Source organism: Microbaculum marinum (assembly GCF_037855135.1).
Lineage (GTDB): Bacteria > Pseudomonadota > Alphaproteobacteria > Rhizobiales > Tepidamorphaceae > Microbaculum > Microbaculum marinum.
The window spans coordinates 226,881-239,623 of record NZ_JAZHOF010000001.1; the positions used below are offsets into that span (position 1 = coordinate 226,881).

At 66.3% G+C, this 12,743-nt stretch carries 14 protein-coding genes; 9 read left to right on the top strand and 5 right to left on the bottom strand.

Annotated features, from left to right (window positions below; all coding sequences use genetic code 11):
* Positions 1–10 precede the first annotated feature (10 nt).
* The 9 genes from V3328_RS01055 to V3328_RS01095 all read left to right on the top strand — a co-directional run bounded on the left by V3328_RS01055 (position 11) and on the right by V3328_RS01095 (position 7,158).
* Entirely contained in the window at positions 11–211 is a 201-nt protein-coding gene (locus V3328_RS01055) for a PLDc N-terminal domain-containing protein (protein WP_340327782.1), read from the top strand.
* 19 nt (positions 212–230) lie between these two features.
* Positions 231–467, top strand: a complete 237-nt coding sequence (locus tag V3328_RS01060) for a hypothetical protein (RefSeq protein WP_340327783.1) — start codon at positions 231–233, stop codon at positions 465–467.
* Between the two features lie 308 nt (positions 468–775).
* The gene (locus tag V3328_RS01065) at positions 776–1,264 is read left to right on the top strand and encodes a hypothetical protein (protein WP_340327784.1); all 489 of its coding nucleotides are present in this window, start codon (positions 776–778) and stop codon (positions 1,262–1,264) included.
* 13 nt (positions 1,265–1,277) lie between these two features.
* Entirely contained in the window at positions 1,278–1,700 is a 423-nt protein-coding gene (locus V3328_RS01070; RefSeq protein ID WP_340327785.1) for a phage holin family protein, read from the top strand.
* Positions 1,697–2,074, top strand: a complete 378-nt coding sequence (locus V3328_RS01075; protein ID WP_340327786.1) for a hypothetical protein — start codon at positions 1,697–1,699, stop codon at positions 2,072–2,074. The genes V3328_RS01070 and V3328_RS01075 overlap by 4 nt, the downstream gene beginning before the upstream one ends.
* 146 nt (positions 2,075–2,220) lie before the next feature.
* Positions 2,221–2,664 (top strand): hypothetical protein, encoded by a 444-nt coding sequence (locus V3328_RS01080; protein ID WP_340327787.1) that lies wholly within the window; start codon positions 2,221–2,223, stop codon positions 2,662–2,664.
* A 282-nt stretch (positions 2,665–2,946) separates the two neighbouring features.
* A complete protein-coding gene (locus V3328_RS01085) occupies positions 2,947–3,822 on the top strand; it encodes a YihY/virulence factor BrkB family protein (RefSeq protein ID WP_340327788.1) in 876 nt (291 codons plus the stop codon).
* Positions 3,823–4,029: 207 nt separating this feature from the next.
* Complete coding sequence (locus tag V3328_RS01090; protein ID WP_340327789.1) at positions 4,030–4,830, top strand: CbbQ/NirQ/NorQ/GpvN family protein; 801 nt, start codon at positions 4,030–4,032, stop codon at positions 4,828–4,830.
* Positions 4,831–4,833: 3 nt separating this feature from the next.
* Complete coding sequence (locus V3328_RS01095) at positions 4,834–7,158, top strand: nitric oxide reductase activation protein NorD (protein WP_340327790.1); 2,325 nt, start codon at positions 4,834–4,836, stop codon at positions 7,156–7,158.
* A 168-nt stretch (positions 7,159–7,326) separates the two neighbouring features.
* On the opposite strand, the gene V3328_RS01100 is transcribed toward V3328_RS01095, so the two are convergent.
* From V3328_RS01100 to V3328_RS01120, 5 genes are read right to left on the bottom strand one after another with little or no spacing between them, the layout of a single operon-like run.
* Positions 7,327–8,187: an urease accessory protein UreD gene (locus tag V3328_RS01100; protein WP_340327792.1), complete on the bottom strand. Its 861-nt coding sequence runs from the start codon at positions 8,185–8,187 to the stop codon at positions 7,327–7,329.
* Positions 8,184–8,837 (bottom strand): urease accessory protein UreG, encoded by a 654-nt coding sequence (ureG, locus tag V3328_RS01105; protein WP_340327793.1) that lies wholly within the window; start codon positions 8,835–8,837, stop codon positions 8,184–8,186. The genes V3328_RS01100 and ureG overlap by 4 nt, the downstream gene beginning before the upstream one ends.
* 4 nt (positions 8,838–8,841) lie before the next feature.
* Positions 8,842–10,551 carry an urease subunit alpha gene (gene ureC, locus V3328_RS01110; RefSeq protein ID WP_340327794.1) on the bottom strand — a complete coding sequence of 570 codons (1,710 nt, stop codon included), beginning with the start codon at positions 10,549–10,551 and terminating at the stop codon, positions 8,842–8,844.
* Positions 10,552–10,553: 2 nt separating this feature from the next.
* The gene (locus V3328_RS01115; RefSeq protein ID WP_340327795.1) at positions 10,554–11,249 is read right to left on the bottom strand and encodes an urease subunit gamma; all 696 of its coding nucleotides are present in this window, start codon (positions 11,247–11,249) and stop codon (positions 10,554–10,556) included.
* A 12-nt stretch (positions 11,250–11,261) separates the two neighbouring features.
* Entirely contained in the window at positions 11,262–12,707 is a 1,446-nt protein-coding gene (locus V3328_RS01120; RefSeq protein ID WP_340327796.1) for an amidase, read from the bottom strand.
* Between the last annotated feature and the right edge of the window lie 36 nt (positions 12,708–12,743).

Sequence of the window (12,743 nt, forward strand, 5' to 3'; positions counted from 1 at the left end):
GGGGCATCCGATGGGTATAGAAGTTGGTGGCCTGTTTGGCCTGATCATCCTTATCCTGGATATTTATGCGATCGTGAAGATCGTTGGTTCGGGTGCCTCGACGGGCGCCAAGGTGCTGTGGATCCTGTTGATCCTGATCCTGCCCATCGTCGGCTTCATCCTCTGGCTGCTGTTCGGCCCGTCGCGTCCTGCGACCGCGGCGTCCATGTGAACCTCTCCGGGAGCCTCCGATGATCGACAACATGCCGCAAACGCCTATCGACACCTCGGGAAACGCAGCACGCGGCACCTATGCCCATCCCCGGGACGTCGTGGGAGATCCGGCGCTGTCGAACGTCGAGAAACGTCAGATTCTCAACGAATGGGCAGAGGCGGCCAGAGCCGAAAATCGGGCTTCGGGTAAGGGCGAGTCCGATGTGGCTGACGACGATCTCGAGGCCATCGAGCAGGCCCTACAGATGCTGTGAGTATGGCACCGCCAGGTTGAGGTTGTGCCATCCTGAATGCAGAGCCTTCGCAGGGTTTTGCCTGACCTGAGCAGCGGTGGCCGCCAACCTGACGCGCCAACGCTTCCCGGACGCTAACGGCCAAAGCCGTCCCTCCAGTCCCAGTCAATCACAACCCCCGACGCCGGCGCCGGGGGCCGGGGCTGTGCGCGAAGAAACGGGATCCCCGAGAATCCGCAATGTTCGGCCTTCCTCGGAACTGTCGGCCTCGCGCAACGTTGTTAGCGAACAATGCGAGGCATGTCCGATATCACAATGAGGAGCCCCAGATGACAATCGACGGGAATGCACGTGCCGGCCTTCATGAAGGGGCCGGTCACCGTGCAGACGATGACTTGGCAGGTGAGGAGGACCTTCTGAAAGAAGGCGCCCGTCGAGCCAAGGAGGGAGCTCGACACGCGTATGAGGCGGCGACCGAAGAAACACAGCGTGTCGGCGAATTCGTCCGCGAGCAGGCAGGCGCGCTTGTCGAAAGGCAGAAGTCCGGGCTCGCTCGTGGCGTCGCGGAGATCGCGCGCCATATCCGCAAGTCCTCGGAGGGGCTGATCGACCAGCCCAATATCGAAGACCTGGTGATGCGGACGGCGGATCAGGTCGATGCCGCGGCCACTTCCATAGAGCGGAAATCGACTGGAGAACTTTATAGCGACGCAGAGGACCTCTGCCGGCGTTACCCCGTGACGGTTGCGACATGCGCGGTCGTGCTGGGCGCATTGGTTTCGCGTTCGCTGAAGTCGCCGCCCCGATACGAACGTTGAGGGGAGTCGTCCGATGACCATTCAGGGCAACATTCCCCGCGATCCCGCCGAGCCCAAGCCCGCACTGAATGCTCTGCTGGGCGAGGCGCTCCGAAACGGAGCGGATCTCATAAATACAGAAATGGCTCTCTTGCGAGCGGAACTTGCCTCGAACATCCGGCAGGTCGCCCTCGGGCTGGCGTTGTTCCTGTTTTCCGCCGTCTTCGTGATCATCGCCCTGGGGCTGGCGATCGATGCCCTGGTGGTGTGGCTCACGCCCGTACTCGGGTCGCCCGCGAACGCAGCCATCGCCTGTGCCGCCGGCGCGGCGCTGATCGCACTGCTGCTCTTTTTCGTCGGCTACCGGAAAGTGCGGGTCGACACGCTGTATCCGGAAAGGACCGCCTCGTCGATCCGCAGCGATGCGCAGATGCTCAAGAGGAAGGTCACGTCATGACCGACGCCCCCAGCGCGCTGGCGCGCGACGCCGAAGTGTCCCGTGCCCGGCTCGATCTCACGATCGATCGAATAGAGCAGCGACTGACGCCGCTTGGCTTGGCCGATGAGGCCGTTGGTCTCGTCCGGCGCTCCACGTATCGGCCGGCCCTCGAAAAAGGGCTCAGTGCGGCGCGCCGCAACCCGCTTCCCGTGCTGCTCATCGCCGCAGGAGCGGGGCTTTTCGCCTGGCGGCTGATGAACGAGCGGAATGACGGTGCCGCCCGTCCGAGAGGCCGCGATGGTGCCGCATCGCCGAACGGTTTCGACGGAAGAGGTTCCCCAGCGCCCCACAACTATGAACCGCCTAAGACAAACCAAGGAGATCTGATATGAACACGACGACATCCCCGGACAAATCCAAGACCACCGCGTCGCCTACGCCTACGCCGACCCGGCCTGCGGGAACGACGGCCTCGGCCGGCCCGGTCCGGCATGATCCATCCTCTAGCGAGGACTCCCGTGGCAAAGGCTCAAGCACCATGGACACCCTTGCCGACCGTGCATCCGAAACGGCCGAGGGGGTTCGCCACGCTGTCGAGGACGGCTATCGCCGGACCGTGGAAGGCGCGAGCGAGGCTTACGAGGCCGCCGCGGACACGGTCGACAGAGGCTATCGCCAGGCGCGCGCAGGCGTCGAGAGCACCTATCGTCGCGCCGACTGGCAGACCCGCCGGGCGGGTGCCGAGGTTTCCCGGTACGTGAACGACAACCCGGTCATGGTCGGTGTCATCGGCTTCGCCGGCGGCCTGCTCCTCGGAGCCCTGTTGCCCTGGGGCCGGCGCAGCAACGGCGGCGGCAATGAAAGCTATGCCAACCGGTATCGCGAGGCGGCCTACTCGCAGGGCGACCACCACCGCAGCGGCTACAGCGGCGGTTATGGTCCCTATCCGTTCACGGAAGATCGTCCCGGCGACTACCGCTGATCGAGATTACGAAACGCCGGTTTGCCTGACCGAACCTGTTCCGGGCGGAGCGAAATGACCTGGAGATGTATCCGGGCCGCTCCGCCCCTGCTTCTGTCAGGACCCGAGAATCGAAGCACTAAACGCATCTGGTAGGATCGCATGACGACAGCCGGAAATCCGGATGCGAGTTCCGCGGAACTTGACCAGCGCGTCCAGCAACTGCGTGCGCACGAACCAGGCCGGGGCCGGTCAGCTCGCAGCGTGACGGAAATACCGCTTTCAGGTTGGCGCGACATCATCATGCGTGTGAGCCGCGAGGTCGGTGAAGACCGGGCGGCGCTCGTCGCCGCCGGCGTGACGTTCTACGTCGTTTTGGCGATGTTCCCCGGGATGATCGTGATCATATCGGTCTACGGTCTGGTCTCGGACGCGTCGTCGATCGGCGAAACACTCAGCCTGCTGCGCGGCTTTGCTCCCCCTTCGGCGATCGACATGATCGGCGACGAACTGGCTCGCATCACCGGCAACCGGGCCGACAGTCTCGGCCTGGCGGCGATCGGGGCGCTCGTGCTGACCCTGTGGAGCGCCAACGGTGCCATGAAGGCGCTGTTCATCGCCATGAACGTCGCCTACGACGAGCCGGAAAAGCGGGGCTTCTTCATTCGGACCGTTTACACGCTCGGGTTTACGGTGGCCGGCATCGTCCTGCTGGTGATCATTCTCAACATCATCGTCCTCGTCCCCGTTGCCGTGGAGTACCTCGGCCTGACCGGGTTTGCGAGAGCGGCAACCACGGTGCTGCCGCTGCTGTTGCTCTTCTGCCTCCTCCTCGCGTCGATTTCCGTATTGTACCGATACGGGGCGAGTCGGCGGCCGCCCAAGCTGCGCTGGATCAGTGTCGGCGCGGTAGCCGCGGCTGTCTTCATCGTGATCGGCTCGGCTGCCTTCTCCCTCTATCTGTCCAATTGGGGCGACTACGGTGCCACGTACGGATCGCTCGGCACCGCGATCGCGCTGATGATGTGGATCTATCTCGCGACGTTCATCGTTCTGGTTGGCGCGGAGCTCAATTCCGAGATCGAGCACCAGACGGCGCAGGACACCACCGTGGGACCGGACCGCCCGATGGGCGAGCGCGAGGCGTTTGTCGCAGATACGGTGGGGGAAAAAGCCTAGCGTATCCGCACCGTGCGTGGATGGCACCGGACATCCCGCTTGTGGCACCGCGGACAAGTATGATTATCTTGGCGTCGAGCCGGAAATCGGCAGTTTCGCCCGGTCACCAGTGACGCTGACCGGCAATGGCATGGGAGCCCGCACGCGCAATCGCGCGCAGCGGGCTTTTTGCGTTTCAGCTTGGTGCAACACGACCAGAGCAACCGCATGGACATCGACGGCTACCGGATATCGGAACAACCCTACTACCTGGCCTCCGGCAACGAGGTCGCCCTGTACGAAGCAGCCTACGCGGACCGCATGCCGATGATGCTCAAGGGGCCGACCGGATGCGGCAAGACCCGGTTCATCGAGCATATGGCCTGGAAGCTCCAGAGGCCGCTCATCACGGTGGCCTGTCACGAGGACATGACGGCGTCGGACCTCGTGGGCCGCTACCTCCTCGACGAGACAGGGACCGTCTGGCATGACGGGCCGCTGACGATCGCCGTGCGATGCGGCGCGATCTGCTATCTGGACGAGATCGTCGAGGCACGGCAGGACACCACCGTGGTCATCCATCCGCTGACCGACGAGCGCCGCCTGCTGCCGCTCGAAAAGAAGAACGAGCTGGTCAGGGCGCATCCCGATTTCCAGCTCGTGATCTCCTACAATCCCGGCTACCAGAGCGCCATCAAGGACCTCAAGGAATCGACCAAGCAGCGCTTCGGCGCGATCGATTTCGACTATCCCGAAAAGCCGCTTGAGGCGGCCATCGTCGCACACGAAGCGAAGATCGACACGGCGCTTGCCGAAAGCCTCGTCGACATCGCGGCGCGGTCGCGCAACCTGCGCGGCAGCGGCCTCGACGAGGGCGCCTCGACGCGCATGCTGATCTATGCAGCGCGGCTGATCTCGCGGGGCATCCCGATCCTGGAAGCCTGCGAGGTGGCGCTGATCACGCCCGTTACCGACGATGCCGATATACGCGATGCGCTGCGCTCGGCCGTCGCTGCCTGTCTGCAATAGGCGATGGCCGATCGCGTCCGCCCCGCACTTCGCATCATCGAGACGCCGCCGGATACGGCGGTCACGCGACTGCACCGCCTGATCCGCCATCGGCCCAATCTGCATGCGGTATTTCACGAGCTTTGGCGTCGCTTCGAGCGCACCGTCTCCCCGGCCGACCGCGAAATCTGGGCTGACGCCTCGCTCCTGCTGTTCAATGCCAATGCGGGGCCTGCCTGCCTGCTGGCCTATTGGCGCGCCAGCCTGGGATCGGTCGACAGCCTCGGTGCGGGCGGGTTGGCGCAAGCCGCGGCCATCGGGCGCGACATCTGTTGCGAGGCGGGCGCATCGGCCGCGACCGCCGCGTTTTCCGTCCTTCCGGACGTGGTGTCGAAGTCCGGCCCGGCCGGCTCGATAGCCTGGATGCGAGCGGTCGCCTTGGCCGCCGGACCGGCACCGGAGTGTGTTGCGGAGATCCTCGCGCGAACCCACCTGCTGCTCGCGGAGCTTACGCCCGCCGAACTGCAGGGCTGGGTAGCGACCGGGCTGAAGATCGGCGGCCGGGAGCGGCAACGACGGATTGCCTATTTCACCCTGGAAGATCCGATCGCGCGCCGGATTCTCTACAGCCGCCGCGATGGCGTGACGCTCGCCGATGTCGAGCGGCAGCTCAAGGCCTACTTGAAGGCGCTCTGGAACATCGGACCGCCGGTCCGCAGCCTCGATGCGGCAGACGCGGCGGCGCCCGCTCGTCGGGTGCGGATCGCAGGCGGCATTCTACTGGTGCCGGAGGTGTTTCGGGGCGTGCCGGAATATCAGGCTCGCGATCTCTTTCGCGCCGCCTTCGCGCATGCCGGTGCGCATCTCGTCCATACCCGCGAAAGGTTCAAGGTCGATCAGCTCAAGCCTATGCAGATCGCGCTGATCAACGTGATCGAGGACGCACGGGTCGAACGCCAGGCGATGGCGGAGTTTCCCGGGCTGCGTAGCCTCTGGATACCGTATCATGTGGCGATCCCTGGAAGTGCGCAGACCGCTCCGGCCCTGTTCGCGCGGCTGGCGCGGGCACTGATCGATCCCGACTACGCTGATGACGACGGCTGGGTGCGCAAGGGTCGGTCGCTTTTCGAGGACGCCTTCGCCCTTCGGCCGCACGACCAGACCCTGTCGCGCGAAATTGGCGGGCTGCTCGGCAACGATCTCGGCCAGCTCCGCATCCAGTTCAATGCCCGGGCGTACGTGGTCGAGCCGGCCTATCGCGACGACGGGCTCGGCCTGTGGGATTTCGGCGAAGAGGCCGATGCCGACCCGGAGACGATCGAGATGATGGTCGATTCGGTGAGGCTCGAGCAGCAGGAGGCGGAAACCGACGGCGACCGGCAGGAAGAGGCTCCAGAGGCGGCGACGGCGAACCGCGCCCGGACGAGCGACGTGCCAGCCGAGGACGGGATTGCCGTTGCGACCTATCCCGAGTGGGACAGCGCCGCCGGCCTCGAACGCACCGACTGGGTGACGGTTCGCGATTATGCGGTGAAGCCCGGGAGGCCGGGGACGATGAACGAACTGCTGGCGGAGCAGGCGGACATCGCCAACCGGGTGACGGCGCTGGTGCGCTCCCTGAAGGTCGGTCGGCCGCAACGGCTCAAGCGCCGGCCCGAAGGCGAGCAACTGGATCTGGATGCCACCATCGAGGCGGAAATCTCCCGGCGTGTCGGCGAGATGCCCGACACGCGAATCCACCAGACGAAGGCGCGCCGTCACCGTGATGTCGCGACGATGATCCTGCTGGATGTTTCGAAATCGACGGAGGACCGTGTCCCCGGATCGGACCGCACCGTGCTCGACATGGAGCGCGTGGCGACCGCGGTCCTCGGCGAAGCGATGTCGGCGCTGGGAGATCCGTTTGCGATCTGGGCCTTTGCCTCCGACCGCCGCGAAGACGTCCGGATCATCCGCGTGAAGGATTTCGCCGAGCCGTACTCGCCGCGTGTCGGAGACCGGCTGGCCGGTCTCAGGTCCGGCCTCTCGACACGGCTCGGCACGGCGATCCGCCATGCCGGCACCGAGCTTTCCAGCCAACGCAGCTTCCGACGACTGATGATCGTGTTGACCGATGGAGAACCGTCGGACGTCGACGTCCGCGATTCGCAATACCTTACGGAGGACTGCCGGCGGGCGGTTCTGGCGGCGCGTGGACGCGGTCTGGACATCTTCTGCGTCGGGCTGGATCCGGCCGGCCACGGATCGGGCTCGACGATCTTCGGCCGCGGCAACTACATTCCGATCAACCGCCTCGCCGATCTGCCGGCGCGGCTGGCCGCACTCTATTTCAGGCTGGCCGTGCGCTGAGGGACATACAGATGCGGACGGCGCCGCAACCCCTCACCCGGCCGGGCGCAGCCGACCTCTCCCGGTGGGAGAGGTGTTGCTCCGAGCCTGCCGCCACCTCTCCCCGGCGGGGAGAGGTCGGGCCGTTGACCCGGGTGAGGGGGGCTCGAACGGTGACCCGTTTCGATGCTACTTGCGGCGTCTGCTCGGCGGTGTGCCGAAGCGGGCGGCGAAGACCGTGTCGAACACCCGCTCCAGCGCCCGCGTCAGCGACACGCCTCCATCGGCGAGGATCCGCATGCCGATACCCGCGCCGTTCGGGAGCTCCGAGGCGCCGCACAGGGTGCCCGGTCCGGCAAGCGCCGTCTCCAGGACCTCGGGCGGAAGCCCCGATGTGTCGAACCCGGCGGCAAAGACGCTGGCGGATGCGCTGAAGCCGCCGTGCGGCGAGACCGCTCCCGCGAGATCGGCACCTTCTATGCGCGTCCGATCGATGGCCAATCGGGCTCCGTCCTGGTCCATAATCTCCACGACACTGCGGTAGAGGCCGAAGGGACGCTGCCGGCCGCCCGGGTCGTGGCTGAGGAAGGCGTCGGTGACCAGGGCCGCCGATCCCCGGCCGAGCCGCACGGTTACGAACTGCTCGATCGCTGCGCCGGGAAACAGGATCAGCGGGTCCGTCGCGAACGCCATGAACGAATTCTCCCCGACGTCGATGTGAATGACCTGCCGGGCAGGCGCCCCGCGCGTATCGTGGACGACGGTCGAGGCCTGGCTGGTGATGTGGATACCGGTATCGCCGGCGGCTTCGATATCGATAGCGAGGTCGTCGCCTGAATAGATGCCTCCGGACGCCGACTGCAGGTAGAGCGTCGCCAGATGCGCGGGCTCCGCCTCCAGATGGAACGGCCGCGTGACGTGGAACGGATAGCCCACCTGCTGGCGGGCGAGGAATGTGCGGTCCTGCGTCCGGGCGAATGCGAACGAGGCGCGTCCCTTCCGGCCGGGGGCCGGCGCCACGGTGTCCATCGCCGCGACGGTTGCCGTCATTTCAGCATCAGCACATCGTGCGCTATCGCATCGGCGACGGCATCGACACCTTCCCCCGTGCGGCAGTTGGTGAAGACGAGCGGCTTGCCGGCGCGCACTTCGGCCGCCTCGCGTCCCATCGCCTCTATGTCGACGCCGACATGCGGGGCGAGATCGGCCTTGTTGATGACCAGCAGATCGGCCTGGAGGATGCCCGGCCCTCGCTTGCGCGGAATATCGTCACCGCCGGCGACGTCGATCACGAAGATCCACCAGTCGACGAGGTCCAGTGAAAAGGTGGAGGCGAGATTGTCGCCGCCCGATTCGATGATGATCAGATCGAGGCCCGGCAGACTGGCTTCCAGATCGTCGGCTGCGGCGATGTTGAGAGTGGGGTCCTCCCGGATCACCGTGTGCGGACAGGCGCCGGCTTCCACCGCGGCGACGCGGGCGGGATCGATCAGGCCGCTGCGCTTCAGCCGCTCGGCGTCCTCGCGGGTGACGAGATCGTTGGTAACCACGGCAAGCGATATGCCGCGCTGCGACAGGACCGGGATCAGTTTCTCGATCAGCGCCGTCTTGCCGGATCCGACCGGGCCGCCGATGCCGATGCGGGCGGCGCCTGCCGCCTCCGCTTGCCCGTCAAGCGAGCGGCTCGATGCCTCATTCATCCGGTCACCTCATCATGTAGCGTTGGGCGAGCGGCAGTTCGCTTGCCGGCTCGCAGGTTGCCAGTTCTCCGTCGACGAAGACCTCGAAGGTCTGCGCATCGACGCGGATCTCCGGCAGCGCAGAGTTGTGCAGCATGTCCTGCTTGCCGAGGCCGCGCGTCCCTCGGGCCGGCAGCAGCGGCTTGGTCAGTCCGAGCGTGACCGACAGGCCCGCATCGATTGCGCGGGGATTGACGAAGCAGGCCGACAGCGTCTGACCGGCGCGACCGAAGGCGCCCCATTGCGGGCGCATGATCAGCGGCTCGCAGGTCATCAGCGAGGCGGCGCTGTCGCCCATCGCACCCCAGGCGATGAAGCCGCCCTTGATGACGAGTTCCGGCTTGATGCCGAAGAAGGCCGGCCGCCACACCACTATGTCGGCCATCTTGCCGTCCTCGAGCGAGCCGACATGGTCGTGGATGCCGAAGGTCCGGGCGGCGTTGATCGTGTACTTGGCGATGTAGCGCTTGATCCGCTCGTTGTCGCCGAAGGTCTGCTCCTCGGGCAGGCGGCCGCGCTGGTCCTTCATCTTGGAGGCGAGCTGCCAGGTACGGCAGATCACCTCGTTGATCCGGCCCATGCCCTGGCTGTCGGACCCGAGCATCGAGATCGCGCCGATGTCGTGCAGGACGTCCTCGGCGGCGATCGTCTGGGCGCGGATGCGGCTTTCGGCAAAGGCGACGTCCTCGGGGATCGCCGGATTGAGGTGATGGCACACCATCGTCATGTCGAGGTGCTCGTCGAAGGTGTTGACCGTATAGGGATTGGTCGGATTGGTCGACGAGGGCAGGCAATTGGCGACGCCGGCGACCGAAATGATGTCCGGCGCATGGCCGCCGCCGGCCCCCTCGGTATGGTACATGTGGATCGTCCGTCCGCCGATCGCGGCCAGAGTGTCCTCCACGAATCCGGATTCGTTCAGCGTGTCGGTGTGGAGCTGGACCTGGAAGTCGAGGTCGTCGGCGACCGCCAGGCAGGTGTCGATCGCGGCCGGCATCGAGCCCCAATCCTCGTGCAGCTTCAGGCCGAGGCAGCCGGTCTCGATCTGCTCCACCAGCGAAGCCGGCTTGTGCGAGTTGCCGCGGCCGAGGAAGCCGAAATTGATCGGCCAGGCCTCGGAGGCTTGCAGCATCTTCCCGACGTTGAACGGTCCGCCGGAGTCGATGCCGACCGTGATCGGCCCCAGCGATCCGCCCAGCATCGTCGTGATGCCCGACGCGATGGCGTGCTCGCAGAGCTGGGCGGAATCGAAATGAACGTGCACGTCGAGCGCGCCGGCCGTGGCGATCAGGCCCTCGCAGTCGCGCACGGTCGTGGCCGCGGAGACGATCAGCCGCTCGTCTACGCCGTCCATGATGCCGGGATTGCCGGCCTTGCCGATGCCGACGATCTTGCCGTCGCGGATGCCGAGGTCGCCCTTGACGATGCCGACGACCGGATCGATCACCATGACGTTGCACAGCAGCATGTCGAGGGCGCCGTCGGCGCTGGTGTGGCCGGCCACCAATCCCATGCCGTCGCGTAGCGTCTTGCCGCCGCCGTGCAGGCACTCGTCGCCGTAGGTCGCGTAGTCCTTCTCCACGACGGCGATCAGCGACGTGTCGCCAAGCCGGACGCCGTCGCCGGTGGTCGGGCCGTACATGGCGGCGTAGTCCTTGCGGCTGATCGTGGCCATCGCTATGCCCCCTTGAATCCGGCGGCCCGGGCGCGCTCGAGAGCGGCCGATTTCCGGTCTTCGCCGTCGATCGGTCCGTCCGTCAGGCGATGCAGACCGGAGACCTCCCGCGTGCCGCCGAACCCGACCAGCGTCACCTCCTTCGACTGCCCGGGCTCGAATCGGACCGCTGTCCCCGCAGCGATGTCGAGGCGCATGCCGAAGGCTGCGGCCCGATCGAACTCGAGCGCTTTGTTGACCTCGAAGAAATGGTAGTGGCTGCCGATCTGAACGGGCCGGTCGCCGGTATTGACGACGCTGAGCGTGGCCAGCGGACGGCCGGGGTTGAGCTCGATGTCTCCCTCCCCGGCAAGGACCTCGCCGGGCACGCGCGACGGACTCGCCCCGCCGGGTACCGGGCGGATCGGATCATGCAGGGTGACGAGCTTCGTGCCGTCGGGAAACGTACCCTCTACCTGCAGCATGTGCAGCATCTCCGGCACGCCCTCCATCACGTCGGCGCTGGTCAGAATGGTCGCCCCGTACGACATCAGCTCGGCCACCGACCGGCCCTCGCGGGCGCCTTCGAGGATCTCGTCGGAAATGATGGCGACGGCTTCCGGATAGTTCAGCTTCAGACCCTTGGCGCGGCGCTTCCGGGCGAGTTCGGCTGCCGTATAGATCGTCAGGCGTTCGAGTTCGGTCGGTGTGAGGAGCACGTCGTTTCCTTGTCAGGCGTCCAGGACGGGGGGACGGCGATCGATCCACGGGCGGGCCGCCTCGAAGGCGGCGGACGCCCGCAGCACGAGCGGATCGTCGAGATGCCGGCCGACGATCTGCAGGCCGACCGGCAGGCCACCGTCGGTCCAGCCGGCCGGAATGGAGGCCGCAGGTTGGCCGGTCAGGTTCATCGGGAAGGTGAAGGCCAGCCATTGGAACGGCGCCACCATCCGCCCGTCGATCTTTTCCGGTCCCTGGATGTGGACCGGGAAGGGCGGCACTGCGAGCGTCGGCGTCAGCAGCAGGTCGTAGTTCTGCATGAACCGCCACATCTTGTTGTTGACGGCCTTGCGGACCATGACGGCGTCCGTCAGTTCCTCGGCGGTCCATGGCCGGCGAATGAAGTCGAGCAGGTGCGGCGTCATCCGGTCGCCGTACTCATCGGCCATCCTGCGCAGGCCTTTCAGGTCGGATTCGAGCGCGACGATGCCCCAGAACGCGCCATACGGGTCCTCCCAGCCGGGATGGGCTTCCTCGACGGTGCAGCCGAGATCGGATTCGAACACCTTCGCCGCGGCCGTGACGATCTCGCGGACCTCCGGGTCGACCGCGGCGTAGCCCCAGTCGATGCTCAGGGCCACCTTCTTGCCGCGGATGTCGCCCTTGATCGTCTCGAGCCAGTCGAAGGACGGCTCGGGCAGCGAATGCCGATCTCGCGGGTCGGGGCCGGCGATGACCGACATCATCAGCGCCGCGTCGGCCACGGTGCGGCTCATCGGGCCTATGTGCTCGAGGCTCTCCCAGCTCGAGACACCGGGATAGCGTTCGTCCTTGGTGCCGGGATAGAGCGGCACGCGTCCCATTGAGGCCTTCAGACCGTAAAGGCCGCTGTGCGCCGAGGGAATCCGGATCGAGCCGCCGCCGTCGCTGCCGAGCGCGAAGGGGCACATGCCCGATGCCACCGCCGCGCCGGATCCGGCGCTGGACCCCCCGGGTGTCATGTCGAGGTTCCAGGGATTTCGCGTCGTCTCGAAGACGGGATTGTGGCCGACGCCGCTGTAGCCGAACTCCGGCACGTTGGTCTTGCCGAGGATCACGCAGCCCGCGTCCTTCAGCCGCTCGACGACGATATCGTCCTCGTCGGGGACAAAGTCTTCGTAGGCGAACGATCCGGAGACGGTCTTGATCCCCGCCGTGCAGATCAGGTCCTTGACCCCGACCGGCACACCGGCGAACGGCCCGACCGGATCGCCGGCCGCGATGGCCGCGTCGATCGACTTCGCCGTATCGAGAGCGAGCTCCGGCGTCGGCGTGCAGAAGGCGTGGAGCTTCGGCTCCAGCGCCGTCATGCGCGCCAGGTGCGCTTCGGTCACCTCCACCGCCGACACGGTGCGCTCGCGCACGTGCCGGGCGATCGCCGTGGCATCCATGCTGCAGATATCGTCAGTCCGGGACATAGCATGCTCCTGTGACACCGATGGCCGGGCGCCCGG

Bases quoted from the DNA above. Each gene is read 5' to 3' on its own strand.
- V3328_RS01100 (WP_340327792.1), bottom strand. From the start codon at position 8,187: ATGACGGCAACCGTCGCGGCGATGGACACCGTGGCGCCGGCCCCCGGC.
- V3328_RS01090 (WP_340327789.1), top strand. From the start codon at position 4,030: ATGGACATCGACGGCTACCGGATATCGGAACAACCCTACTACCTGGCC.
- ureG (WP_340327793.1), bottom strand. From the start codon at position 8,837: ATGAATGAGGCATCGAGCCGCTCGCTTGACGGGCAAGCGGAGGCGGCA.
- V3328_RS01120 (WP_340327796.1), bottom strand. From the start codon at position 12,707: ATGTCCCGGACTGACGATATCTGCAGCATGGATGCCACGGCGATCGCC.
- V3328_RS01085 (WP_340327788.1), top strand. From the start codon at position 2,947: ATGCGTGTGAGCCGCGAGGTCGGTGAAGACCGGGCGGCGCTCGTCGCC.
- V3328_RS01060 (WP_340327783.1), top strand. From the start codon at position 231: ATGATCGACAACATGCCGCAAACGCCTATCGACACCTCGGGAAACGCA.
- ureC (WP_340327794.1), bottom strand. From the start codon at position 10,551: ATGGCCACGATCAGCCGCAAGGACTACGCCGCCATGTACGGCCCGACC.
- V3328_RS01070 (WP_340327785.1), top strand. From the start codon at position 1,278: ATGACCATTCAGGGCAACATTCCCCGCGATCCCGCCGAGCCCAAGCCC.
- V3328_RS01075 (WP_340327786.1), top strand. From the start codon at position 1,697: ATGACCGACGCCCCCAGCGCGCTGGCGCGCGACGCCGAAGTGTCCCGT.
- V3328_RS01055 (WP_340327782.1), top strand. From the start codon at position 11: ATGGGTATAGAAGTTGGTGGCCTGTTTGGCCTGATCATCCTTATCCTG.
- V3328_RS01065 (WP_340327784.1), top strand. From the start codon at position 776: ATGACAATCGACGGGAATGCACGTGCCGGCCTTCATGAAGGGGCCGGT.
- V3328_RS01080 (WP_340327787.1), top strand. From the start codon at position 2,221: ATGGACACCCTTGCCGACCGTGCATCCGAAACGGCCGAGGGGGTTCGC.
- V3328_RS01095 (WP_340327790.1), top strand. From the start codon at position 4,834: ATGGCCGATCGCGTCCGCCCCGCACTTCGCATCATCGAGACGCCGCCG.